This window comes from Streptomyces sp. NPDC001393, assembly GCF_053597455.1.
In genome coordinates, this window is record NZ_JBSFIH010000009.1 from 186318 (window position 1) to 208856 (window position 22539).

General features: G+C 71.7%; 23 protein-coding genes and 3 pseudogenes. 15 read left to right on the forward strand and 11 right to left on the reverse strand.

What is annotated here, in order from left to right:
• Nucleotides 1–25 precede the first annotated feature (25 nt).
• Together ACWC2T_RS13850 and ACWC2T_RS13855 are read right to left on the reverse strand one after the other, a co-directional pair.
• Nucleotides 26–697, reverse strand: coding sequence for a MarR family winged helix-turn-helix transcriptional regulator (locus tag ACWC2T_RS13850; protein WP_450670570.1), 672 nt, complete (start codon nt 695–697; stop codon nt 26–28).
• On the reverse strand, nt 694–2379 hold the full coding sequence (locus ACWC2T_RS13855) for an FUSC family protein (RefSeq protein ID WP_450670571.1): 1686 nt from the start codon (nt 2377–2379) through the stop codon (nt 694–696). Before ACWC2T_RS13855 ends, ACWC2T_RS13850 begins: the two co-directional genes overlap by 4 nt.
• A gap of 164 nt (nt 2380–2543) precedes the next feature.
• Here ACWC2T_RS13855 and ACWC2T_RS13860 point away from each other — a divergent pair, with 164 nt between their 5' ends.
• The 4 genes from ACWC2T_RS13860 to ACWC2T_RS13875 all read left to right on the forward strand — a co-directional run bounded on the left by ACWC2T_RS13860 (nt 2544) and on the right by ACWC2T_RS13875 (nt 5916).
• Nucleotides 2544–3101 (forward strand): DUF5134 domain-containing protein, encoded by a 558-nt coding sequence (locus tag ACWC2T_RS13860; RefSeq protein ID WP_450670572.1) that lies wholly within the window; start codon nt 2544–2546, stop codon nt 3099–3101.
• 87 nt (nt 3102–3188) lie between these two features.
• A complete protein-coding gene (locus ACWC2T_RS13865; RefSeq protein ID WP_450670573.1) occupies nt 3189–4124 on the forward strand; it encodes a M56 family metallopeptidase in 936 nt (311 codons plus the stop codon).
• A 254-nt stretch (nt 4125–4378) separates the two neighbouring features.
• Nucleotides 4379–5068, forward strand: a complete 690-nt coding sequence (locus ACWC2T_RS13870) for an HAD family hydrolase (RefSeq protein ID WP_450670574.1) — start codon at nt 4379–4381, stop codon at nt 5066–5068.
• A 179-nt stretch (nt 5069–5247) separates the two neighbouring features.
• Nucleotides 5248–5916 (forward strand): TetR/AcrR family transcriptional regulator, encoded by a 669-nt coding sequence (locus ACWC2T_RS13875; RefSeq protein ID WP_450670575.1) that lies wholly within the window; start codon nt 5248–5250, stop codon nt 5914–5916.
• Between the two features lie 33 nt (nt 5917–5949).
• Here the strand turns inward: ACWC2T_RS13875 and ACWC2T_RS13880 are convergent, their stop codons facing one another.
• The gene (locus tag ACWC2T_RS13880) at nt 5950–6549 is read right to left on the reverse strand and encodes a DUF6214 family protein (RefSeq protein ID WP_450670600.1); all 600 of its coding nucleotides are present in this window, start codon (nt 6547–6549) and stop codon (nt 5950–5952) included.
• A 206-nt stretch (nt 6550–6755) separates the two neighbouring features.
• Between ACWC2T_RS13880 and ACWC2T_RS13885 the strand changes: the two genes are divergently transcribed.
• On the forward strand, nt 6756–8093 hold the full coding sequence (locus ACWC2T_RS13885; RefSeq protein ID WP_450670576.1) for an FAD-dependent oxidoreductase: 1338 nt from the start codon (nt 6756–6758) through the stop codon (nt 8091–8093).
• Between the two features lie 142 nt (nt 8094–8235).
• The gene (locus ACWC2T_RS13890) at nt 8236–9630 is read left to right on the forward strand and encodes a nucleobase:cation symporter-2 family protein (RefSeq protein ID WP_450670577.1); all 1395 of its coding nucleotides are present in this window, start codon (nt 8236–8238) and stop codon (nt 9628–9630) included.
• Here ACWC2T_RS13890 and ACWC2T_RS13895 read toward each other — a convergent pair.
• Nucleotides 9547–9744: pseudogene (locus ACWC2T_RS13895) on the reverse strand (transcriptional regulator); the annotation flags it as partial. The gene ACWC2T_RS13890 and the pseudogene ACWC2T_RS13895 sit on opposite strands and share 84 nt — an antisense overlap.
• Here ACWC2T_RS13895 and ACWC2T_RS13900 point away from each other — a divergent pair.
• The gene (locus tag ACWC2T_RS13900; RefSeq protein ID WP_450670578.1) at nt 9744–10784 is read left to right on the forward strand and encodes a bifunctional ornithine acetyltransferase/N-acetylglutamate synthase; all 1041 of its coding nucleotides are present in this window, start codon (nt 9744–9746) and stop codon (nt 10782–10784) included. The pseudogene ACWC2T_RS13895 and the gene ACWC2T_RS13900 overlap by 1 nt on opposite strands.
• A gap of 160 nt (nt 10785–10944) precedes the next feature.
• Nucleotides 10945–11271 carry an arginase family protein gene (locus ACWC2T_RS13905; protein ID WP_450670601.1) on the forward strand — a complete coding sequence of 109 codons (327 nt, stop codon included), beginning with the start codon at nt 10945–10947 and terminating at the stop codon, nt 11269–11271.
• A 320-nt stretch (nt 11272–11591) separates the two neighbouring features.
• Here the strand turns inward: ACWC2T_RS13905 and ACWC2T_RS13910 are convergent, their stop codons facing one another.
• Nucleotides 11592–12491, reverse strand: coding sequence for a LysR family transcriptional regulator (locus ACWC2T_RS13910; RefSeq protein ID WP_450670579.1), 900 nt, complete (start codon nt 12489–12491; stop codon nt 11592–11594).
• A 114-nt stretch (nt 12492–12605) separates the two neighbouring features.
• On the opposite strand from ACWC2T_RS13910, the gene ACWC2T_RS13915 reads away from it, so the two are divergent.
• The 5 genes from ACWC2T_RS13915 (at nt 12606) to ACWC2T_RS13935 (ending at nt 14709) form a co-directional block, all read left to right on the forward strand.
• Nucleotides 12606–13046 carry a YybH family protein gene (locus tag ACWC2T_RS13915; protein ID WP_450670602.1) on the forward strand — a complete coding sequence of 147 codons (441 nt, stop codon included), beginning with the start codon at nt 12606–12608 and terminating at the stop codon, nt 13044–13046.
• A 65-nt stretch (nt 13047–13111) separates the two neighbouring features.
• Entirely contained in the window at nt 13112–13675 is a 564-nt protein-coding gene (locus tag ACWC2T_RS13920) for a YceI family protein (RefSeq protein WP_450670580.1), read from the forward strand.
• Nucleotides 13676–13716: 41 nt separating this feature from the next.
• Nucleotides 13717–14064 carry a hypothetical protein gene (locus ACWC2T_RS13925; protein WP_450670604.1) on the forward strand — a complete coding sequence of 116 codons (348 nt, stop codon included), beginning with the start codon at nt 13717–13719 and terminating at the stop codon, nt 14062–14064.
• Nucleotides 14016–14204 (forward strand): multicopper oxidase domain-containing protein, encoded by a 189-nt coding sequence (locus ACWC2T_RS13930; protein ID WP_450670603.1) that lies wholly within the window; start codon nt 14016–14018, stop codon nt 14202–14204. The genes ACWC2T_RS13925 and ACWC2T_RS13930 overlap by 49 nt, the downstream gene beginning before the upstream one ends.
• Nucleotides 14205–14268: 64 nt before the next feature.
• Nucleotides 14269–14709, forward strand: a complete 441-nt coding sequence (locus ACWC2T_RS13935; protein ID WP_450670581.1) for a YybH family protein — start codon at nt 14269–14271, stop codon at nt 14707–14709.
• A 347-nt stretch (nt 14710–15056) separates the two neighbouring features.
• On the opposite strand, the pseudogene ACWC2T_RS13940 reads toward ACWC2T_RS13935, so the two are convergent.
• Nucleotides 15057–15212 (reverse strand): annotated as a pseudogene (locus ACWC2T_RS13940) (ISL3 family transposase); the annotation flags it as partial.
• Nucleotides 15213–15587: 375 nt separating this feature from the next.
• On the opposite strand from ACWC2T_RS13940, the gene ACWC2T_RS13945 reads away from it, so the two are divergent.
• Nucleotides 15588–16286 (forward strand): SDR family oxidoreductase, encoded by a 699-nt coding sequence (locus ACWC2T_RS13945; RefSeq protein WP_450670582.1) that lies wholly within the window; start codon nt 15588–15590, stop codon nt 16284–16286.
• Here the strand turns inward: ACWC2T_RS13945 and ACWC2T_RS13950 are convergent.
• From ACWC2T_RS13950 to ACWC2T_RS13965, 4 genes are all read right to left on the reverse strand, one after another.
• Nucleotides 16226–16717 carry an alpha-hydroxy-acid oxidizing protein gene (locus ACWC2T_RS13950; RefSeq protein WP_450670583.1) on the reverse strand — a complete coding sequence of 164 codons (492 nt, stop codon included), beginning with the start codon at nt 16715–16717 and terminating at the stop codon, nt 16226–16228. The genes ACWC2T_RS13945 and ACWC2T_RS13950 overlap by 61 nt on opposite strands.
• 106 nt (nt 16718–16823) lie before the next feature.
• Nucleotides 16824–17888, reverse strand: coding sequence for a quinone oxidoreductase family protein (locus tag ACWC2T_RS13955; RefSeq protein WP_450670584.1), 1065 nt, complete (start codon nt 17886–17888; stop codon nt 16824–16826).
• A gap of 175 nt (nt 17889–18063) precedes the next feature.
• Nucleotides 18064–18681, reverse strand: coding sequence for a hypothetical protein (locus tag ACWC2T_RS13960; RefSeq protein ID WP_450670585.1), 618 nt, complete (start codon nt 18679–18681; stop codon nt 18064–18066).
• Nucleotides 18682–19249: 568 nt separating this feature from the next.
• Entirely contained in the window at nt 19250–19825 is a 576-nt protein-coding gene (locus ACWC2T_RS13965; RefSeq protein WP_450670586.1) for a hypothetical protein, read from the reverse strand.
• Nucleotides 19826–20132: 307 nt separating this feature from the next.
• Between ACWC2T_RS13965 and ACWC2T_RS13970 the strand changes: the two are divergent.
• Nucleotides 20133–20429, forward strand: a pseudogene (locus ACWC2T_RS13970) (oxidoreductase); the annotation flags it as partial.
• A gap of 170 nt (nt 20430–20599) precedes the next feature.
• Here the strand turns inward: ACWC2T_RS13970 and ACWC2T_RS13975 are convergent.
• Nucleotides 20600–22539: cation-translocating P-type ATPase (locus tag ACWC2T_RS13975; RefSeq protein WP_450670587.1), on the reverse strand; the 1940-nt coding region annotated here is incomplete at its 5' end.

The following is a 22539-nucleotide window of genomic DNA, read 5'->3' on the forward strand; positions in this document are numbered from 1 at the left end:
CGGCCTTCGCATGCCGTCCCCTTCGCTACGCCCTCAGCGCCCCCATCCGCCCCTCCAGGCGACCGAGCAACTCGGCCAGCAGACCGGCGAGTTCGCCCTGACCGTCGGGAGCCAGCACGCTCAACACGGCTGTTTCATAGGCGAGTTGCTCAGGGAGGATGCCGTCGACCAGGTCGCGGCCCGCGTCGGTGAGGCGGAGGTGGGCGACGCGGCGGTCCCGGGGGTCGCCGCGCCGCTCGACCAGTCCGCGTTCGGTGAGCTGCTTCAGCCGCTTGGTGACGGCGGCCCCGGAGGAGAAGGTCTCCCGGGCCAGCTCCCCGGGGGTCAGCTCGTGTCCGGTACGGCGCAGCGCGCCCAGCAGGTCGAACTCCGGACGGCTGAGCCCGGCCCGGCGCAGCGGCGCGTCCTCGGCCTGCTGCAGCAGCGCGGCACACCGGTTGATCCGGCCGATGACTTCCATGGGCCCGGTGTCCAGCTCGGGGTGAACGGCCCGCCACTGCCGGACGACGGCGGCGACGGTGTCGTGGCGAGCGGCGCCCGCCCCACCGGTGGCGGCCATGTCGTCGCTGCTCCCCGGGCGTGCGCCGGCGGGACGACGGCCGTCCGCCGGTTCCGCGTCGGCGGGCCGGTGGCCGCCCGTCCGGGCCGCGTCGGCCGTGCCGTCCGCCGACGTGGGTCCGCCGTTCGTCGCCGTCATGGCCGTATGTCCTCCGTCCTGCTCGGGTCCTGGACCGGATCCTGGTGCTGGTGCCGGCTGTGCGGTACGAACCCCTGGCGTCGCACCGTCGCCGCGAGCGTACGGTGTCCGGACTGCTCGGCGAGCACGACCCGCTCCTCGGGCAGGTCACGTTGCCACCACTCGCCGGACGCGGCGTCGGCCGTGGCGCGCAGGTCGGCGAGGGCGGCGGCGAGGCCGCGGCGGGCCGACTCCATGGCGCGGGGTACCGGGTGCGGCTCGGCCAGCAGCCGGGCGGTGTTCTCGCGGGCGCGTTCCGCCGTGGTCAGCGCGTGTTCGAGGCGGTCTCCCGCGCGCCGGTTGGTGACGGCGACGGCCGCGGCGAAGCCGACCAGCGCGCCGACCAGGGTGTCCACGACCCGCTCGGTGATCAGCTCGGCCGGGTTCTGGGCGCGGGCGAACTCGGTGATGAGCAGCGCCATCGGGGTGACGCAGACGGTGCCGAGCCAGTAGTTGCGCGCGATCAGCGCCTCGGCGCCGAAGTTGAAGGCGAGGCAGCTCAGCACCAGCGCGGCGGGGTGGAGATGAGCGAGCGGGGCGATGACGGCGAACACGAGGACGCCGACGACGTTGCCGACGACCCGTTGGACGCCGCGGCTCCAGGTGAGGGTGACGTTGGCCTGGTAGAGGGAGGCGGCGGTGACCAGCGCCCAGTAGGGACGGCCCACCCCAAGGGCGAGGGAGGCGTATCCGGCGAGGGCACAGCCGATCGCGGTGCGCGCGGCGATCGGGGCGAGGGGGGCCAGGCGCTGCCGCAACGGCCTTGGTGCGAGGGCGAGTTCGGCGTCGAGGCCGAGGAGTTCGTCGGCGGACTCGCGCGGGGACTCCACGCGCGGTATCCGCCCGGTGCCGCGCAGCTCGCGGGCCCAGGCACGCAGGCGGGCGGGGTCGGTGTCGGCGGGGGCGGCGAGGGCGACCTCGGCGCGGACGACAAGCCGTTCCAGGGCTCGCCGGGTGAGGTCGGGGCGGGTGCCGGGGGCGAGGAGTGACTGCCAGGCGGCGTGGATCGCGGCGGCGCTCGCGGCACGGGCCCGGGCGTGCCCGTCGGCGGTGCCACGCGTGTCGGCGTAGGCGGCGGCCGCGTTCAGGGCCTGGGCGGTGGCGCGGCGCTCGGGGCCGTGCGGGCGGAGCAGCCCGGGCGCCATGCCCACCAGCCAGGCCCAGACGCCGGCCGCCAGGGCCAGACCGACATGTCCGGGCACCTGGCCGAGGGTCTGCGGCGCGAACAGCGAGGCGGAGCTGATGAAGGTCAGGACCACGTTCCCGGGCGGTCCGAGCCGGGTGGCGTCGCTCACGGCCTTCTGGACGGCGGCCATGACGGCGCCCACGGTGACCAGGACGACGGCATCGGCCGTGAGCGACGCGGCGAGCAGGGCGACCGCGAGGCCGCCGGTCATGCCGAGCACCACCCAGGCCAGGACGCGGGCACGGGCGGCGTAGGGCCGGTTGTGGCCGTAGAGCGCGCACAACGAACCGGCCATCGTGTACATCGCCAGGTCGAGGCGGCCGAGCGCCAGCAGGATCAGGTTGGGCGGCGCGACCGCGGCGACCACGCTCAGCGCGGGCTTGAACCAGATGTCGGAGGGCCGCCCGAGGCGGAGCACACCGGCGAGGGGAAGTCGGTGGCGGGTCGCACTGCTCATACCATCAATTTAGCATGTGTTTTACTCGTAAAATTCCGGCACACCGCGCCTGCGGTGACCCCGTGCTCCGCCGAATGCTCCCCGTGTACCCCCTTGCGCTCGCGTGCGCTCCGCGTGGCGTGGGCATCGCATCCCTCGACCGACCGTCGAACGGGGAGGTGCGCGTGCACGGACCGGTACCGGCGGCGTGGCTGCTGGTCGCCCTGTGCGCGGCGACCGGGGCCTACTGCCTGCTGCGGATGCGCAGCCGTGTCGAGGAGCAGCGCCGGTCCGCGGGCGGCGAGGCGCTGATGGGCTTCGGCATGGCCGTGATGGCCGTACCGGCGGCGGTGTTCGCGCCGCCGCGATGGGCGTGGCCGGTCTACGCGGCCGTGTTCGGCGCGGCGGCACTGCGGGCGCTGTGGGGCGCGCGCGCCGCCCCGTGTCACCTGCACCATCTGGTGGGCACGTCCGCGATGGTCTACATGTCGCTGGCCATGGCCACGGTCCCGCCCGGCGCCCACCACGCACACGGCGGCTCGGGCGTGCCCCTGCTGACGGGCTTGCTGCTGCTGTACTTCGCGGGTTACGTGCTGCTGGCCGGCGCCCGCCTGGCACCCGCCGCCGCCGTCGCGGTGGCCGGGGCCGGCAGCCCGGTCGGCTGGGGCGACCGGCCGGAGCTGGCGCGGGCCTGCCGGCTGTCGATGGGGATCGGCATGGTGGCCATGCTGCTGACCCTGTGAGCGGGGTCTTCGGGGGCGCGTTGTCTGCGTCACTTCGGCGCCGCGGACCGTACCCGTGAGCGATCTCGCGCTCATAGGGTGCTGACCATGATGGTCCCCGTGACCCTGCTGCTGCTCGGCGCCCTGACCGCCGTCGTCGCCCCGCGGCTGCTGGCCCGGGCCGACTGGCCGGACCGCGAACCGGTCGTCGCCCTCTGGGTGTGGCAGTGCGTCGTGGCGGCCGTCCTGCTGTGCTGCGTGCTGTCGATGACGCTCAGCGCCTCGGCGGCCTGGCAGCAGGTGCGCGGGCAGTTGTTCGCCCGGGCTCCGCGCGCGGTCGTGGACGCCTACGCCCTCGGTACGGCCGGTCCGTGGGCGGCGGCCACCGCCGTTGTGCTCGCCTCCGGTGGCCTGTGGAGCCTGGCGATGCTGGTGCGCGAGGTCGTACGGACCCGGGCCGGGCGGCGCGCGCGGCGCGCCGAACTCCTGGTGCGCGCCCCGCTGTTGCCGGGCGAGGATCCGGCGAGCGGCCCCCTGGTGGTGCTGGAGGGCGAGCGTCCCGACGCCTGGTGGCTGCCCGGTGCCGCACCCCGCCTGGTCATCTCGACGGCGGCGCTGCGCCGCCTGAAAGGCCGTCAACTGGACGCGCTGCTCGCCCATGAGCTGGGCCACGCGCAGGCCCGGCACGACTGGCTGCTGCACTGCTCGGCGGCGCTGGCGGGCGGGTTCCCGCAGGTGCCGGTGTTCGCCGCCTTCCGCGACGAGATGCACCGGCTGGTCGAGCTGGCCGCCGACGACATGGCCTCCCGGCGCTTCGGCCGGCTGACGACCGCGCTGGCACTGGTGCAACTCAACGAGGAGCGGGGCGTGTTCGGGCCCTGTCCCACTCCGCAGGCCCATGTGCCGCAGCGCGTGCACCGGTTGCTCACTCCCCCGGACCGGCTCCCCGCGCTGCGCCGACTGCGCCTGACGGCGGTGGCGGCGCTGGTGCCGGTGGTCCCGGTACTGGTGGCCCTGGTTCCGGGCTTGCGGGCACTGGGCTGACGGCCGTCGACGGTCGACCGGCAGCGGACGTCCGTCGATCTTCGGCCCGAGCGCCGCACGGCGGGCACCTCGGCGTGTGCCGCGCGCTGCTGAGAGCCCTCGTGGCGCGACCTTCCCGTCCGATCACGCCATGACCGCCCTTGTCAGTGGGTCCCGGAACCAGTCGGTCTGCACCCGGGAGCGCTGCGTATGGGCGTGGCCGCGGCCCGGTCACATCGACATCGCCCGCCACCGGCACGGATAGGGTCGGGCGCATGACTGCCGTGTTGTTCGACTTCTCCGGGACGCTCTTCCGCGTCGAGTCCACCGAGTCCTGGCTGCGCGCCGTGCTGGCCGAGACGGGGCACACCCTGCCGGAACCGGAACTGAGGGCCTCCGCAAGGGCGTTGGAGGCGGCCGGTGCGCTGCCGGGCGGGGCGAATCCGGTGGAGCTGCCGGCGGACCTGGCCGGGGTCTGGGCGGTGCGGGACGAGAGCGCGGAACTGCACCGGGCCGCCTACACGAGCCTGTCCCGGCAGGTGACGCTGCCCGACCCCGGGCTGCACGACGCGCTGTACGAACGGCACAAGGAGCCGGCCGCCTGGGCCCCGTACCCGGACGCCGCCGAGGTGCTGCGCACATTGCACGAGCGGGGGATCGGCGTGGGCGTGGTCAGCAACATCGGCTGGGATCTGCGCCCGGTGTTCCGCGAGCACGGGCTCGACCGGTATGTGGACGCGTACGTCCTGTCGTACGAGCACGGCGTGCAGAAGCCGGACCCGCGGCTGTTCTCGGTCGCCTGTGCGGCGCTGGGTGCCGATCCGCGGCAGGTGCTGATGGTGGGCGACAGCAAGGAGGCCGACGGTGGCGCGGCCGCGCTCGGCTGCCGGGTGCACTTCGTCGACCACCTGCCGGTGACGGACCGGCCCGACGCGCTGCTGCCCGTGCTGGATCTCGTCGGCTGAGGCCTTCGCCGCCGCCCACTGGCGCGGCGCCGGCACCCCCTCGCTCGCACGCCGTCCGTCTGAGACGATCCCCCGCGTCGCCCCAGACGGACGGCAGCCCTGGACCGGGCCCCGCGCAGGGCGGTGCCCACTGCGGTGAGTATAGTTGGCTGGCAGCCAGTCAACGCAGGAGTTACAGGATGTCCCCGCGCAGCGCCTCGGTCAATGAAGAGTTGCGGCGGCGTTCCCGGGAGCGGCTGTTGCAGGCCGCCGTGGAACTGGTCGACGAGCACGGCTTCGAGGCCACCACGCTGGGCGACATCGCGGACCGGGCCGGTTCCGCCCGTGGTCTGGTGTCGTACTACTTCCCGGGCAAGCGCCAGCTGGTGCAGTCCGCCGTGCACCGGCTGATGCACCGCACGCTGGAGGAGGCGCTGGAGCGGGAACCGCACACCGAGGACGGCCGGGAGCGCCTCGCCCGGGCCATCGACGCGATCCTGGGCCTGGCCCGCGACCGGCCGGTGCTGATGCGCCAGCACATGGCGGGCCTGCTCCAGGCCGAGGGGTTCGTGGCGTGCCCGGAGCAGCGCCGGCTGGCGGAGCTGCTCACCGACACCGTCGCCCAGTACGGCTCCCAGGACGTCGCCGCCGACTATCCGATGCTGCGGGCCCTGTTGATGGGGGCCGTGTACGCGGCACTGATCCCGGGGGTGCCGATGCCCGTTCCGGTGCTGCGGGCCGAGCTGTTCCGGCGGTACGGGCTCGACTGGGAGTCGGGGGTGCCACCGGAGAGTGAGCGGGGCAAGGAGGAGCGGGAGCGGGATCTGTCCCGGTTCTTCGCGACGGAGGAGCGCCCGTGCAGTCCCTGACGGGCGCGTGAGCCGTCACGGCGGCGACTCGCCTCAGTCGCGGCGGGCGTGACGCGGGGTCAGGAATCCGGCGTCCCGTGCCTGGGCGATCAGTCTGAGGGCGCGGCGGCGGCTGTGTCCGGTCGCGTTCATCACGGCGAGCACCGGGTCGGCGCCCCCCTCCTGTGCGGCGCGGTACTCCTGCGCGACCAGCCGGCGGCCCTCGATGCCGCGTGGCCAGACCGGCCGGGCGCGCCGCGGGCCCGCGCAGAACGCGCCGCCCTCCTCCTCGCCCACATCCTCGTCACCCACGTCGTCACGTTGCTCTGCATCGCACGATTCCTCGCCGCCCCCGTCCCCGTCGCCGGCCTCCGGTTCCCCCTCCGCCGGCAGGCTGTCGCCCTCCCCCTCGTACGGCTGCTCCGCGGCCACCCCGCACGCCTCGAACAGCGGGGCCTCGATCCAGTCCGCGAGCGCCGTCAGGTCGGCGAGGGACAGGGCCGGCTCGGCGGTGACGTCCTCGATGGACACGCGTCCCTCGCGCATGACCGCCAGGGCGTCGACGCGCGCGCCGTCCGGAAAGGCCAGCCGTACGTAGAACCAGGTCGTGGCGTCGCCCTGCTCCCGCACCTCCCACGCGGGCCACACGGACACCGCGCCGTCCTCCGCGTTCCGGTCGGAAAGGTGAAGAAAGGATGCTTCGAGCACACACGCAACGTACTCGCGCGATCACATTCCGTTCGACCGGACACGCGTCGCAGTCACCCCGCCGGCCCCTGACGCCGGGCGCCTTGAGGTGCCATGCTGGAGCCGTCCGCACACCCCTCCTTCGTCACCTCCGTCGTCCGAGGAGTACCGCTGTGCTGCGTGTCGCCGTCGTCGGTTCGGGGCCGAGCGGGTGTTACACCGCCCAGACCCTGGTTCAGCAGGATCCCGAGGTGTGCGTGGACGTGCTGGACCGGCTGCCGTGTCCGTACGGCCTGGTCCGGTACGGCGTCGCCCCGGACCACGAGAAGATCAAGTCGCTGCAGGGCAGCCTGCGGACGGTGCTGGAGCACGAGCGGGTGCGGTTCCTCGGCGGGATCCGGGTGGGCGGCCCCGGCGGGCTGCCCGTGGAGCGGCTGCGGGAGCTGTACCACGCGGTGGTGTACTGCGTGGGCGCCGCCACCGACCGCCGGCTGGGGATTCCGGGCGAGGAGTTGCCGGGCAGCTGGTCGGCGACCGACTTCGTGGCCTGGTACAGCGCGCATCCGGACGCGGCCGACGCGGGCTTTCTGCGCGGGGTGCGGTCGGCCGTCGTCATCGGCGTGGGCAATGTGGCGGTGGACGTCACGCGGATGCTGGTCCGGGGTGCGGCGGAGCTGCGCCCGACGGACATGCCGCAGGGGGCGCTGGACACGCTGGCGGCGAGCGGGATCACCGAGGTGCACATGATGGGCCGGCGCGGCCCCTCTCAGGCCCGCTTCACCACCAAGGAGCTGCGCGAGCTGGGCGCGCTGCCCGGCACCGAAGTCACCGTCGATCCGGCCGACTTGGCGCTGGATGCAGCCGACCCCGCCGCTCTGCCCGCCGTACAGCGGCGCAATCTGGAGGTGCTGCGGGGCTGGGCCGCCCGGTCCTCGGCCGATGCCGCCCGGCGCATCGGCCTGCGGTTCTTCCTGCGGCCCGTGGAAGTGCTCGCGGACGCCGCCGGCCGGGTGGGCGCGGTGCGCTTCGAGCGGACGGCGCCGGACGGGCGCGGCGGGGTGACGGGCACGGGCCGGTTCACGGACGTGCCGGCCCAGCTGGTGCTGCGCTCGGTGGGCTATCGCGGAGTGCCGCTGGACGGGCTGCCGTTCGACGCGCCGAGCGGTACGGTGCCGAACGCGGCAGGGCGTGTCGTACGCGAGGGTGTCCCCTCCCCCGGTGAGTACGTCGCCGGGTGGATCAAGCGCGGTCCGACGGGTGTCATCGGCACCAACCGGCCCTGCGCCAAGGAGACGGTGACCTCCCTGCTCGCGGACGCTCCGGCGCTGCGGCGCCGGCAGGTGCCCGGGGACCCGGTGCCCGCGCTGCGGACGGCCGGGCTCGAACCCGTGACGTGGGCGGGGTGGCTGGCGATCGAGCGGGCCGAGGCCGAGCTGGGCGCGCGGCTCGGGCGGGGCGTGGTCAAGCTGGCCGACTGGGACGCGCTGCTCACCGCGGCCCGGTCGGCCTAGGCGGGACGGCCGGGGATTCCGGACCGGCCGGGCGGGCATGACACACGGCGGCAACGGACCGGAAATCAACAAACTGTTCAAGCAGCTTACGGTCTCGTCCTGTCCGGATATCGTTCCCCGCTCGCGTCCTGCTGGAGTCCCCATGGCCACCACCACCGCAGACGTCCACCCCGTCGACGAGATACCACCGGCACGGCAGTTGGCGGCCTTCGGGCTGCAGCACGTGCTCGCGATGTACGCGGGTGCGGTCGCCGTACCGCTGATCGTGGGCGGCGCCATGAAGCTCTCGCCCGCCGACCTGGCGTATCTGATCACCGCCGACCTGCTGGTGTGCGGAATCGCCACGCTGATCCAGTGCGTCGGCTTCTGGCGGTTCGGCGTCCGGCTGCCGATCATGCAGGGCTGTACGTTCGCGGCGGTGTCGCCCATGGTGCTCATCGGGACGAGGGGCGGCGGACTGCCCGCGATCTACGGCGCGGTGATCGTCGCGGGTCTGGCGATCATGCTGCTCGCGCCGGTCTTCGGCAGGCTGTTGCGCTTCTTCCCGCCGCTGGTGACCGGCACGGTGATCCTGATCATCGGGGTCTCGCTGCTGCCGGTCGCGGGCAACTGGGCGGCGGGCGGCGCCGGCGCGAAGGACTTCGGCGAGCCGAAGAACCTGGCGCTGGCGGCCTTCGTGCTGGCGGTGGTGCTGGCCGTGCAGCGGTTCGCGCCCGCCGCCCTCGGCCGGATCGCCGTCCTGATCGGCATCGCGGTGGGTCTGGCGGTCGCGGTGCCGTTCGGCTTCACCGACTTCAGCGGGGTCTCCGGCGCCGACTGGGTGGGCATCAGCACGCCGTTCCACTTCGGGGTGCCGCGGTTCAAGGCGTCCGCGATCGTGTCGATGCTGGTGGTGGCTCTGGTCACGATGACCGAGACCACCGGTGACCTGATCGCGGTGGGCGAGCTGACCGGACGGAAGGTCGCGTCACGCTCGCTCGCCGACGGGCTGCGGGCGGACGGGCTGTCGACGGTGCTGGGCGGGGTGTTCAACACCTTCCCGTACACGGCGTACGCGCAGAACGTGGGCCTGGTCGGGATGACCCGGGTGCGCAGCCGCTGGGTGGTGGCGGCGGCCGGCGGGATCCTGGTGCTGCTCGGTCTGCTGCCCAAGCTGGGTGCGGTGGTCGCGGCGATCCCGGCGCCGGTGCTGGGCGGTGCCGGACTGGTCATGTTCGGCACGGTCGCAGCGAGCGGGCTGCGGACGCTGGCCCGGGTCGACTCCCGGGGCAACCACCATCTGACCGTGGTGGCCGTGTCGGTGGCGGTCGGCTTGCTGCCGGTGGGGGTGCCGACGGTCTACGCGAAGTTCCCGGACTGGTTCCAGACGGTGATGAACAGCGGGATCAGCGCGGGCTGCGTGTCCGCGATCGCACTGAACCTGCTCTTCAACCACCTTCCGGGGAAGGCGGGTTCAGGCGCCGCCGCCGAGGCGGACGGACTGCCGGTCCGCGGCGGCGAGGAGACTGTCCAGCAGTCCCGGGAAGAGGCCGTCTAGGTCGTCGCGGCGCAGGCCGTTCATCTTGGCCGTGCCCCGGTAGATCTGTCGGATGACCCCGCTCTCGCGCAGCACCCGGAAGTGGTGCGTGGTGGTGGACTTGGTCACCGGCAGTGCCGGCCTGCCACCGGGCCGCGATGTTCACGCAGAGCCGCTTCGCGGGTCCGGCCGTCGTCCTCGGTCGTGCCCATGCCTCGGGACAGAATCTGCGTGCCGTGACGACTCTGGCGCAGAACGCGAACGTGGCCACCGGGCGCCGGGGTGAGGAGAACGCCGCTGAGGTGATCCGCCGCGTCGCGGGGATTCTGGGCATCCCCGTGGACGAGGTGCTGATCGGCTCCACCGGGGTCATCGGACGCCCGCTGCCGATGGACGCGATCCGTGCACACTTCGATGAGACCGCCTGGCGCGGCCTCGCCGCGTTCACAGCCGGACCGCTTGATGTGGCCCGCGCGATGATGACGACCGGCACGCGCCCGAAGACAGCCGTACGGACCGTCGGCCACGCCCGCATGGTGGGCGTGGCCAAGGGCGTAGGCATGCTGGAGCCCAATACGGCCACCATGCTGGCCGACGTGTTCACCGATGCGGACCTGTCCCCTACCGAACTGGACAGATCATTGCGTGCAGCGGTGAATCGCACGTTCAACTGCCTGACTGTCGACACCGACACCTCCACCTCCGACACGGTCGCGGTCATCGCCAACGGCGCCGCAGGACCGGTCGATCCGGCGGAGTTCACGGAAACCCTCGCCGATCTGCGCCTGGATCTCGCCCGGCAGCTGGCCAGTGACGGCGAAGGCGCCACCAAGCTCCTGCGCGTCACCGTCGCCCAGGCCCGCGACTACGGACAGGCCCAACGCGTCGCCAAGAGCGTAGTGAACTCCCCGCTGGTCAAGACCGCCGTCCACGGCGCCGACCCCAACTGGCATCGAGTGCTGATGGCCATCGGCAAGAACACCGACGACACCGACATCGCACCGGGCAACGTCACCGTGAGGTTCGGCGACACAGAGCTCTACCCCGAAGAGCCCGAGGCCGGCACCCTCGACAAACACTGGGCGCGCTGCTCCCAGCAGCTCGACGCACAGTCGTCGAAACCGGCCCCCTCCCGGGCCAGCACCAGGACGGTGTACGCCACCTCGATGTGCTGACGCGCTCGCTGGCGGCAACCAGGGCCGCGTTGGAGCGGAACGGCGATGACATCGTGCTCGCTGTGGGCGGCGACTGCGGCATCGAGCTCGCGCCTGTCGCCCGCGCCGTGGCCCGCCATGGCGACGCCTGGCAGTCATCTGGTTCGACGCCCACGCGGACCTGAACACTCCCGACACCTCTCCCTCGGGAGGCTTCCACGGAATGGTGCTGCGCACCCTGCTCGGCCAGGGGCCTCCACCACTGCTGCCGCGGCCGGAGGAGCGCCTTTCACCCCGGCAGATCGTGCTCGCGGGTGCTCGTGCCCTCGATCCCGCCGAACTGGACTTCATCGAGTCCGAAGGGATCCGGGCCCTGCCCGTTCAGGCACTTCGTCAACCGGGACAACTGATTTCCGCGGTGACAGAAACGGGAGCCACGCACGTCTACATCCACCTGGACCTGGACGTGCTGGACCCTGAACACTTCACCAGCCTGCCCGGAACGTGAGGGTCTGCACCCCGAGCAGCTGCGCGCCGCCCTGCACGCCCTGACCAGACGCTTCAACGTCGCCGGCATGGGGGTCACGGAGTACGCCCCCGCCACCGCCTCAGCCGACAGCGACCACGTCCTGCAAAAGCTCCTCGCCGGCATGACCTTCCCACAGCAGTAGCCGGGGCCGCTCATATACCGAGTGCCAGTGTCCACCTTGCCCGCCTCGGCCGCGGTCCTCAACGCACATCTCACGTTGGCCATGGAGCGGCGCACTGGGGCTCTTGAGGGGGCGCGGCGCCTCGAGGCCTGGCGTCCCCTGCCGGCCCAGCAGACCGTCAGCGTTCGGCTTTGGGTTGCGCGGTGGACCAGTCCCAGTTGGTGATCGTGGTGCGCATGAGTCGGGCGGCCGTGGACAGGTGGCTGCCGGCGCCCCAGTAGAGGGTGACCGTGCGGCGGCAGTCAGGGCTGTCGATGGGGATCCAGGCGACGGGGGCCTGTGTGACGCTGCGGCGGGCGAAGGCGGGCGCGAGGCCGATGCCAAGTCCCGCGCTGATCAGATCGGCGATGGCGCTGTGCTCGTCGCTCTCGCAGACGATCTTCGGGGTGAGGGCGCGCGCGGCGAAGAGCCGGTCGAGCAGCCGGCGTAGCCAGTGTCCCTCGCGGGCCGTGACGAAAGGCTGGTCGGCGAGTTCGTCGATGGTCACGGACGTCCGGCCGGCGAGCGGATGATCGAGTGGGGTGCCCACCCCCACCGCTTCCTCGAAGAGGTGCACGCTGTCCAGGCCCTCGGCTTGGATCGGTTGGGAGGCGACGCACAGATCGACCTCCTGGGCGCGCAGGCGGCGTGCCATGTCCTCGGGCGGCGACCAGTGGAGCTCGATCTCGACGGCGGGATGGGCGCGCTTGTACAGGGCCAGCGGACCGGTGAGGGTGAGGAAGGTTTCCGATGCCAGCCTCACCGTGCCCAGACCCTCGCCGGTGGCCTCGGCAACGGCGCGCCGCCCCGCGTCGAGTTCACCCAGGGCGCGTTCCACGTGGTCCCGGAAGACTCTGCCGCTGTCGTTGAGCCGGAGCCGGCCACCACGATCGAACAGCGGCACGCCCAGTTCGCGCTCCAGTCTCGCGATGGTCCGGCTCAACGACGGTTGAGCGACGTGCAGCTCGTCAGCAGCCCGACTGAGGTGCTCCAGCCGTGCCACCACCAGGAACTGCCTGAGTGAGTTCAGCTCCATCATGCCCCCCGATGCATAACGCCATAGCGATATTCATCTTAGACACGATAACTCTCCAGTCATATGGTCAAGTTCGCGGCACCGAGGGCTCAACCAAGAGCGAAGGGACGGGTGGCGATGACCACGCAGCACGGAACAGATGAGGCCAGCATCCGCCGGCTCGTGCACGAGCTCGTCGAAGGTATTCAGGGCAAGGACTCCGAGCGCCTGCGGGGGGTCTACGCCACCGACATCGTGTCCTTCGACGTCCAACCGCCGCTCCAGCACGTGGGGGTCGAGGCCAAGCTCAGGAACTGGGAGCCGGCGTTCACGGCCTTCGAGACGGTCAGGTACGAGGTTCGCGACCTGACGCTCGCCGTGGGCGGCGACATCGCGTTCGGCCACGCCTTCGCTCGCCTGGGCGGCACGTTCAAGGACGGGACGGCGACGAGCGGCATGTGGGTCAGGGTCACGTACTGCCTGCGGAAGATCGAAGGCGCGTGGGTGATCGTGCATGACCAGGTCTCGGTGCCCCTCGACGTCCGCACCGGCACCGGGGCAGTCGACCTCGAGCCCTGACTCACCGAGCCCCCGCCCCCACGTCCACCGCGTCGGCGCGGCACCACACCCATGGAGGAAGAAGCATGAGCTCCGTCCCAGCAACCATCGAGATCCCCGGTTACCGGTGCGGCACGTGGAAGGCCGACCCGGTGCACTCCGAGATCGCCTTCTCCGTCCGCCACCTCATGATCAACAAGTTGCGCGGCCGATTCACCAGCTACGACGTCACCATCGTCACCAGCGAAGACCCCCTGGCCTCGTCGGTCTCCGCAACCATCGACCTCGCCTCGATCGACACCGGAAACGAGCTGCGCGACAACCACCTGCGCGCCGCCGACTACCTCGAGGTCGAGCAGTACCCCACGATGAGCTATCGCTCCAACGGCATCCGCCGGACCGGCGACACCTGGACCGTCGACGGCGCGTTGACTCTGCACGGCGTCACACGTCAGGTGCCGCTGGTGGTCGACGTCAACGGCTTCAGCCCGGACCAGTGGGGCGGACAGCGGGCCGGCTTCTCCGCGACCGCACAGATCAACCGGCGCGACTTCGGCATCGACATCAGCGTCCCGCTCGACGCCGGCGGCGTCGCGGTCGGCGACAGGATCTCGATCAGCCTCGAGATTCAGGCGGTCCTCCAGAAGTGACCCCAACGGCCGGGCAGTGACAACGCCCGAGAGAGGCAACCATGGGCGCCATCAGAAATCGGGAGGCATCGACGCCCTTGGCCGCCGCGCGCCGTACACGGTCCGGCCGGTGGGTGCTTCGGGCGGTCGTCAGCGTCCACACGGTCGCGATCTTCGGCCAGCCCGTGTTCGCCGGCGTCTATCTGAGCGGCGACTACGACGCACTGCGCTGGCACGCGGCCGGCGCCAACGTCGTCACCTCCCTCGGCGCCGCGCAACTGCTCGCGTCCGCTGTGGTCTGGATCCGGCTGCGCCGGGCCTGGCCCACCACCCCGTCCACCTGCACCTCGTCGGATTCCGCATCCTCGCGCGCGACGGCCGCCCCCCACTCCCCCACGACGCGGGCCTGAAGGACACCATCTCGCTGCGGCCAGGCGAGTCGGCGGAGATCATCACACGCTTCGACGGCTACCGAGGCCGCTACCTCTTCCACTGCCACAACGCCGAACACGAGGACATGGGAATGATGGCCAACCCTGAAATCACCTGACACCGGCCCCTTCTCGGACCAGACGTTCCCCAGGCCACACCTACGGATCTTCAAGGAGCAGTCAGTGACCACCAACGAAGCCGACATCAGGGCGCTTCTGGAGCGTCGCACCGGCGCTCAGCAGTCGAAGGACATCGACAAGCTCATGGAGCACTACGCGCCTGACATCGTCTACTACGACGTCGTCCCCCCGCTCAGGTTCGCCGGAACCGAAGAAGTCCGCCGCAACTTCCTGCGGTGGTTCGACGGCTACGACGGACCCATCAGCCTGGAAACGCACGAGCTGACCATCGTGGTGGACGGGGACGCAGCATTCGCCAACATGCTGCACCTGGACACCGGAGAGCGCAAAGGCGGACTCCAAGCCTCGATCTGGGTGCGCGAGACCGTCTGCATGCGACGGTCGACCGGCACGTGGCTCATCACCCACGAGCACGTCTCCATTCCCATCAACCCGGCCAACCTCCAAGCGTGGCTGGCGAAGGACAAGGAGCAACCCGCCTGATACCGACCCGACCGAACGAGCGCGGTGAGCTGCCCCCGGTGCCAGGCATCGGCGACCTGCTGGGCCTGTGGGGGCTCCGCTGCGGGCGCCCTCGAAATCGTCGACACCGAGCACGCGGATCTCACCCACGGGATCTTCCGTACAGCGCGGACCAAACGTAACAGCGTGTCCTTGGCGACGCGCAGGCCCAACACCCCGGCCAGACGGGCGCCCGCACGGCCGGCCAGCGCGAGAGCGATCGAGGTCAACTGCTCACGCACTAGCGGTGTGTAGCGGGCATGCGGACTCGTCAGCCCCGCGATCTGCTCGGCGAACGTCACGGCCCGGCACGCCGTGTTCTGGCACTTGAACCGCCGCACCAGCAGCGCGATCACCACATTGACGCCACCGGCCGCGGTATCCGCAAGCCGTCGTATGTACCGGCCATGCACCCGGAGCGACGCACTACCCCAATGTGGACAGTCCACACCCGCCGAGCGGGCCCGCGCATGCATCGTGACCATCCCAGCCGCAGTCCGCTCGACTAACTCCACCACGACACCAGCCAGATGAGGGAACAACGTCTCCAAACTCCGCGAAGAACACGCAAGCCATGATCACAGCCACCGCTGACACCGGCAGCGTGAGCGCAGCCTGGGACCTGCGCGCCGCGCAGGTCCCAACAGGGCGGCCAGTACTGCGGGTTCGGCCCCATTCGTGCGGCATCATGGCCAGCCAGCGATGGCGTACCGGCTTGGCGGGAAGATCGCTGGGTATAGTGCAGGCGTTTCGGGGAACCGGCGACCCGGAGTCGGTCGACCTCACGCGCCACCTCGTGTTCATCGGCATCGGGGGCCCTGGCGGAGCCCCGATGACCACATCGCTGAGGAGGCCGTCCCATGGAACCCGCCACGCTGATCACCGGCGGCTCGACCGGAATCGGCGCCGCCACCGCCCGCGCCCTGCTCAAGCAGGGCCACCGCGTGGCCGTCACCGGACGTGACGCGGACAAGCTGGCCGCCTTCGCCTCTTCGGCCGGAGCGGCCGAGCGGCTGCTGACGATCACCGGCGACACCAGCGACGCGCACGACGTCGCCTCCGCCGTGCGCCGCGTGGTGGAGGCGTGGGGCCGACTGGACAACGTCATCGCCAACGCCGGTATCTCACTGCCCGGCAACATGGAGAGCCACGCCCCCGAGGACATGCGCGCCATGGTCCTCACCAACGTCCTGGGCCCGGCTCTGCTGGTGCGGGAGACCCTGCCACACCTGCGGGAGTCCAAGGGCCGGATCGTGATCATCGGTTCGGTCGCCGGGGTGCGCAACACGCCTGGCAACCTGTACTCGGTCACCAAGTGGGCCGCCCACGCACTGGCCGAGAACACCCGGCTGCTGGTCGGCAAGGACGGGGTCGGCGTGACGGTCGTCGCCCCCGGGGTGGTGGACACCCCGTTCTGGGACGAGCGCGGCGGCACCCCCGAGGCGGCGCCGGTGATGACCGCCGAGCAGGTCGCGGACACGATCGTCTTCGCCGTCAATCAGCCCGCGGGTGTGGACATCAACCACATCACCATGCGGCCGACCGGACAGGCCGGCTGACGCCGCGCTCCCAACGACCGTACGACAAGGCGCCTTCGGCCCCGCCGCGTACCACGTGGTGCGGGCCGAAGGCGGGTGATCACGCCCTTCAGTACCAGGGGCAGGGAGGTCACTACGCGCAGCCAGGCGAGGTCCTCCCGGGTGATCGAGGCGTCGAACTGCTCCTTGGATTGCCGGGCGATGGCTGGCTCCCCGTCCCGGCTGCCGTGCGAGGCGGCCATCACGTCGTGCGCCACCTTGACCGCCTGGATGCCCGGGGCACCGCGAACCCGTTGATGGCCTCCCGCCAGACAGAACGCCATCCTGGGCGCGTCAACGGTGAGGACCAGCACGTGGGAACCGGCGGCCTCGGCCCGGCGGATCAGGTCACGGCGCTTGAGCCAATACAACTGCATCCACAGCGGGCCGGTGGCCGCGGCGGCGATGTCCACTGACACCTACCGCGTCACAAGATCAGCGCCAGAGCCCGCAGCTCCCCCGGGTCTGTGATCACGCAATTCCCCACCGCCTGGACCGGCAACCGGCCGCGCCCTGAGGTCAGGTGAACGAGAGGAGGATCTTGCCTCGGCCCGTGCCCGTCTCCAGGAGCTGGTGTGCCTTTGCCGCCTCGGCCAGGGGCAGGATCTGCGTCACCCCGGACCGGATCCGCCCCGCTGCGAGAAGCCTGAGAGCTTGAGCAAGGTAGTCACCGATCCGCTCGGGAGACCGACGGGCGAGGTCACCGATGTTGAACCCCGCGATGGTCCGGTTGCCCTTCCACAGGTCCCATACCGAGGCCGTCCACTGCTGGTGCCGACCGAGGTCTCCGTAGGCCACGACGCGGCCGAACGGCGCCAGCACGATCAGGCTCTGCTCCCGGATCGGCCCGCCCACAGGATCGAGGACCAGGTCCACGCCCCGGCCACCGGTCACCTCGGTCAACCCTTTCGCAAAGCCTTCGCGCAGGAACACTTCGTCGTAGCCGAGCTCGGCGGCGTACGGAACCTTCTCCGCCGAGCCGACCGTGCCGTACACCTTCCCGGCCCCCAACTCCCGGGCCAGCTGCGCAGCCGCAATTCCCACACCCCCCGCCGCGGAGTGGATCAGCACGTCCTCCCCCTCCCGCAGCCGTCCTGCGTCCTTGAGCACGCCAAACGCTGTCGGATAGACGCAGGGCAGCCCCGCCGCCTCGGCCGGATCTGCCTCTCCCGCCTCTGTGCGCAGCGACCTGACGAACCGCGTGTCTGCCGTTACCACCTCGGCGTAGCCGCCGAAGGCCGGCAGGTACGCGGCAATCGGCTCGCCGACCTCCAGCCCGCTCACCCCCGCACCGAGCGCGACGACCGTCCCAGCCACCTCCAGACCGGGAACATCCACTCCACCAGGCCCGTCCGGAGCACCGAACTCACCCCGACGGTGCTGGATCTCGGCGAAATTGACGCCCGCGAAGGCGACCCGCACAGCGACCTGGCCGGCAGTCGGCGCCGGCTCGGGCAGATCCAGCTCCTCCAGTACCTCGACGCCTCCGTTGGCCCGGAATCCGACTGCCCGCATCCGGCGCTCCCCCCCATCGTGACGACCTCCCGGTGCGGGCCGTCCGAGGGCAGCAACTCGGGTGGCCATCTTGGTATTCCCGCCGCCCGCCGCTGCCCGTAACCGCCAACCCCATGGGGAGTCTTGATCGCGCGGGTGGGGAATTACGTGACGCTCAAGTCGCATGGAATGGGGCATTACATGACCGTCGACACCATGCGTGCCGCCTGGCGAGAACTCTTGCCGTACGCGGGTTGGTGGGGCTTCAGAACGGGCGACCGGTCGTGCCCAGGACAACGAGTTCGGTGGTATCCAACACCTCCGCGAGCGCCTGCGGCGCGCCGCGCATGTGGAAGTAGTCCCACTGGGCACGGCGAATCACCTGGTCCGGGTGGCCGAGCGCGCGCAACACGTCCCAGTGCAGGGCCTGGGCCCAGACGTAGCCCGGTTCGCCGTCGACGTCCATGTCCTGAATGTCGATCGGGGTGTCCGCGAGCGCGGAGGCCAAGCGGTGGCTGTCCACGGGCCCGGCGGCGAAGTCCAGGAACGCGGCGGGGTCAGCACCCAGGGGCGCGTCGTCGGCGCTCTCATCGTCCCGGCCCGGCCAGGAGTCATAGCGGTGGGCGCGCACTCCGTCCCGCCAGACCTCCAACTCGAGTCGGTCGCCGTCGTACTGGAAGGCGGCCAGCACCGGGGCGCCCAACCCGGCGCTGATCGGCCCGGCGAGCGCGAAGACACCGTTGTCGTCGACGGACCGGTCCGGATGGACGAGGCAGAATCCAGGCCCGGCTGGAATCGCGTAGCCGGCTACGCAGGCCTCGCGCAGGACGGGGGCCGCCTGTTCGAGCGGTACGGGAATCAGCATCGTGCCGTACGTGGTCACGGCCTCACCTCCTGGGACGCGGTGACCCTACGTGGCGGTGAAGCTGCGAGGCAAAGGAAAATGCGCCCGCTCCGGATTCGCGCCCGTCCGTTGATCTCGCCTCGAACCCCAGCGGTGCGATCCAACGGGTGCACCGGCCGACCACGACGAGCCTCGACGGGGCTTCCTGTACGGCAACTACTCGTGTCCGCTCACGGGCGGCCCCTCCCTTGCGGCATCCGTCCGCAAGCCTAGAGCCGCATAGGTGGGGAGAGGAGATGCATCGAGCGGGTGTGGGGTCACCCTCGAGCAGGGGTGGTCGCTTTTCAAAGAGGGCCATCAACCCGGGACTTCCCGGACTCCTGCCGACCCGCCTCGGACAGCACTCATCGCTGCTCGGAGCCACCGAATTCCGCGCGATCGAACTGGCAGAGCCCCGTCTCGACAGTGACGCACTGCTGCCCGCACTGCTCGACGCCCTGCTGCAGTACGTCATGCGGGCCCGGCTCGACAAGGACTGGCCTCAGAATGAGGTGTCTGGGGCTTGGGAATGACGATATGTCAGTTCGCGTCGGCGCGGCCGGGAGGCCTATGGAAGCCGGACTCCGGACCAGGCGCCGACTTCGCACTGCCTGTCGGCGTTGTTCCCTGCAGTCACGACTGTGCCGTTGGCCCGTAGGCCAAGGGTGTGTGTTGAACCGGCCGCCACGGCAACAATGTCGCGCCAATCGCCGACTTCGCACTGTCCGTAGCTGTAGTCTCCCGCTGCCAGGATCCGGCCGGACGCAGTGACCCCGACGGTGTGGTAGCTGCCCGCGTCGAGCGCCACCACGTCTTCCCACTCATCGACCTCGCACGCCCCGGTTGCCCGGTCTCCGGTCGCTACTGCACGCCCGTCAGCTCCGAGGCCGACGGTATGCAGATATCCGGCCGAAATGGCGGCCAGGTCACGCCACCCTTCAACGGCACACTGCCCTCGCCGGTTGTTCCCCGCGGCCAGTGCAGAACCGTCCGACCGGACGCCGACCGAGTGCCAGTCACCACACGAGAGGACGACCATCTCGCGCCAGGACTGCACGTCGCACTGACCTTCTGAACTCCGGCCAACTGCTAGCACGCGGCCATCCGCGAGCAACCCGAGCGTGCGGCGCCAGCCTGCGGTCACGGCCGTGACACCTCGCCATCCGGCGACATCACATTGCCCATCGCCATTCCACCCCGTTGCCAGCACCGTGCCGTCCGACCGGAGTCCCACGTATGAGACCTGCCCGTGTGCGACGCGGTATGGACGTTGCCGGCTGCCACCGCGACAACGTCTTCCCATCCCTCGACACGACATTCACCGGCTCCGGAATTGCCCACGGCGAGAACGGTTCCATCCCAGCGCCGTCCGACCGAATGACGCCTTCCGGCCGCCAGCGCCGACGGGTTGGCGAGCATTCCGCCTCCTTGTGCTTGGCGCGAGTTCGCGACACGGGATGCCACTCGACGTCTCCACCGGCGGCAACGCCTCCGGCGTGGACATCCCGACCGGGCCCGGCTACCAGGTGCCGTTCGCCGCCCGGGTGCGGGCCGAGACCCCGCTGCGCGTGGCCGCCGTGGGCCTGATCACCGAGGCCGGGCAGGCCGAGAAGATCGTGACGAACGGCGAGGCCGACGCCGTCCTGCTCGGCCGCGAACTGCTGCGCAACCCCTCCTGGGCCCGGCACGCGGCCCGTGAGCTCGGCGGCGAGGTCCGGGTGCCGGACCCGTACCACCGGTCGGTCTGACCTCCGACGACACCACCGACGGCCGACCCTCTGCGGCACGGCCGCGCGCACCCAGGGCGCGCCCGCGGAGCGCGGCAGCGGGAGCCGAGCAGGCGAGCCCGCGACGGTGCCACCCTGTCGGGCCTGCGCGGGCTCGTCGGCTCGGCGACGTCGCACGCCTGCGGTGCCGGTCAGTCCGGCAGCAGTCGGCCGACCGTCTGCTCCAGGCGGGGCAGTACGCGCTGTCCCGCCTGGGCCAGCGCGATCGCCGCCAGGACCCCGGCCCAGGCGACCGGGCCCAGCGGAGTGCACCCGACGGCGTGGCTGACGCCCGGGATCTGCACCGCCGCGACCAGCGCCACGGCGGACCCCAGACAGGTGATCTGCACCAGTCGGCTCTCCCGCCGGTCCAGCCAGGTCTGCACGAGCTGGGTGCCGACCACGCCGCACAGCGCCATCGTGCTGCAGCGGCGTGCGCAGCCGGGCGTGAAGCGGCCGATCAGCCAGGCCGTCACCGCGCCCAGGGTGGTGGTCAGCGCCCGGTGCCGGATCTGCCGCAGCAGGGGCGCGCCCAGGACGGCGGAGGCGTCCTCCGGCGAGCCGCCGCGGGCACGTACGGCGCCGGGCCTGTCGTCCTCCGGCGATCCTGCGCGCGCCGGTACCGGCGCGTCCTCCTTCTCCGTCACCGCCACCGCCATCGACGGGAACAGGTCGGTGAAGAGGTTCACCATGAGCATCTGCCGGGTGGACAGCGGTGCCCGGCCGGACAGCAGCGTGCCGAGGATGCCGAAACCGACCTCGCCCGCGTTGCCGCCGATCAGGATGGCGATGGCGTCGGCCACGCTGTGCCACAGCGCCCGGCCCTCGCCGACCGCGTCGATCAGGACCGTCAGATCGTCGTCGGTGAGGACGATGTCGGCGGCGTTGCGCGCGGCCGCCGAACCGCGCGCGCTGATCCCGACGCCGATGTCGGCGGCGCGGATGGCCGCGGCGTCGTTGGCGCCGTCGCCGACCATGCCGACGACCCGGCCCGCGTCCCGCAGCGCCTCCACGACCTGGAGCTTCTGCTCGGGCGCCACCCGCGCCACCACGCCCGCGTCCCGCAGCATGCGGGCCCTTTCCGCCCGATCCGCCGCCGCCAGTTCGTCGCCGGTGACCACCACGGTGTCCTCGGGCCAGCCCAGCTCGGCCGCGATGGCCCGCGCGGTCTGCGGATGGTCCCCGGTGAGCATGACCGGTCGTACGCCGGCCTCGAGCAGCCCCGCCACCAGCGCCGTGGAGGTCTCGCGCGGTACGTCGGACAGGGCGAGCAGCCCGGTGAACTCCAGCTCCCCCAGCGGCTGTTCGAGGATGTCGGCCTCCTGCTCGGCCGCGCCGAGGCGCCGTTCGGCCACCGCCAGCACCCTCAGGCCGTCCCGCGCCAGCGCCTGGGCCGCCCCCCAGGCGTGCTCCGGCAGCCCGGCGCAGGCGGGCAGTACGGTCTCCGGGGCGCCCTTGACCACGAGCACCGGCGGGCCGTCCCCGCTCCGGCCGACGGCGGCGGCGTATCCGCGTGCCGCCTCGAAGGGCAGGTCCGCCAGCTGAGTCCACTCCGGGTCGGGACCGGCGGCCGCCAGCACGGCCTCGTCGGTGGCGTGCACCGGCTGCTCGGCGTCGCCGTCGACGCGTGGGCAGGCGCGGGCGGCGGCCCGGACGGTGCCCGCGGACCCGGCGTCGTCCACCGGGCGCACCGTACCGTCGGCGTCGCAGGTGCGCACCAGGCGCAGCCGGTTCTCGGTGAGGGTGCCGGTCTTGTCGAAGCAGAAGGTGTCCATGCGGCCCAGCGCCTCCAGGGTGCGCGGGGTGCGGACCAGGACGCCGTCACGGCTCAGCCGCCGGGCGGCCGCGAGTTGCGCGACCGTGGCCACGAGCGGCAGGCCCTCCGGTACGGCGGCCACGCCCACCGCGACGCCACCGCTGACCGCGTCCCGGATGGCGGTGCCGCGCACCAGCGCCAGCCCCGTGACCGCGCCGCCGCCCGCCAGGGTCAACGGCAGGACTCTGTTGGCGATCTTGTGAGGGTCAGCTGGTGGCGGTGCAGAGGGCGTGGAAGTGGCTGGGCGCCCGCTGCTTTCGGGTCGGACTGGCGATC

What these genes read in the sequence shown, in the direction of transcription:
- ACWC2T_RS13945 (WP_450670582.1), top strand. Translation starts at nt 15,588, where the DNA reads ATGGAACCCGCCACGCTGATCACCGGCGGCTCGACCGGAATCGGCGCC.
- ACWC2T_RS13955 (WP_450670584.1), bottom strand. Translation starts at nt 17,888, where the DNA reads ATGGCCACCCGAGTTGCTGCCCTCGGACGGCCCGCACCGGGAGGTCGT.
- ACWC2T_RS13865 (WP_450670573.1), top strand. Translation starts at nt 3,189, where the DNA reads ATGATGGTCCCCGTGACCCTGCTGCTGCTCGGCGCCCTGACCGCCGTC.
- ACWC2T_RS13850 (WP_450670570.1), bottom strand. Translation starts at nt 697, where the DNA reads ATGACGGCGACGAACGGCGGACCCACGTCGGCGGACGGCACGGCCGAC.
- ACWC2T_RS13855 (WP_450670571.1), bottom strand. Translation starts at nt 2,379, where the DNA reads ATGAGCAGTGCGACCCGCCACCGACTTCCCCTCGCCGGTGTGCTCCGC.
- ACWC2T_RS13875 (WP_450670575.1), top strand. Translation starts at nt 5,248, where the DNA reads ATGTCCCCGCGCAGCGCCTCGGTCAATGAAGAGTTGCGGCGGCGTTCC.
- ACWC2T_RS13915 (WP_450670602.1), top strand. Translation starts at nt 12,606, where the DNA reads ATGACCACGCAGCACGGAACAGATGAGGCCAGCATCCGCCGGCTCGTG.
- ACWC2T_RS13910 (WP_450670579.1), bottom strand. Translation starts at nt 12,491, where the DNA reads ATGATGGAGCTGAACTCACTCAGGCAGTTCCTGGTGGTGGCACGGCTG.
- ACWC2T_RS13890 (WP_450670577.1), top strand. Translation starts at nt 8,236, where the DNA reads ATGGCCACCACCACCGCAGACGTCCACCCCGTCGACGAGATACCACCG.
- ACWC2T_RS13920 (WP_450670580.1), top strand. Translation starts at nt 13,112, where the DNA reads ATGAGCTCCGTCCCAGCAACCATCGAGATCCCCGGTTACCGGTGCGGC.
- ACWC2T_RS13925 (WP_450670604.1), top strand. Translation starts at nt 13,717, where the DNA reads ATGGGCGCCATCAGAAATCGGGAGGCATCGACGCCCTTGGCCGCCGCG.
- ACWC2T_RS13870 (WP_450670574.1), top strand. Translation starts at nt 4,379, where the DNA reads ATGACTGCCGTGTTGTTCGACTTCTCCGGGACGCTCTTCCGCGTCGAG.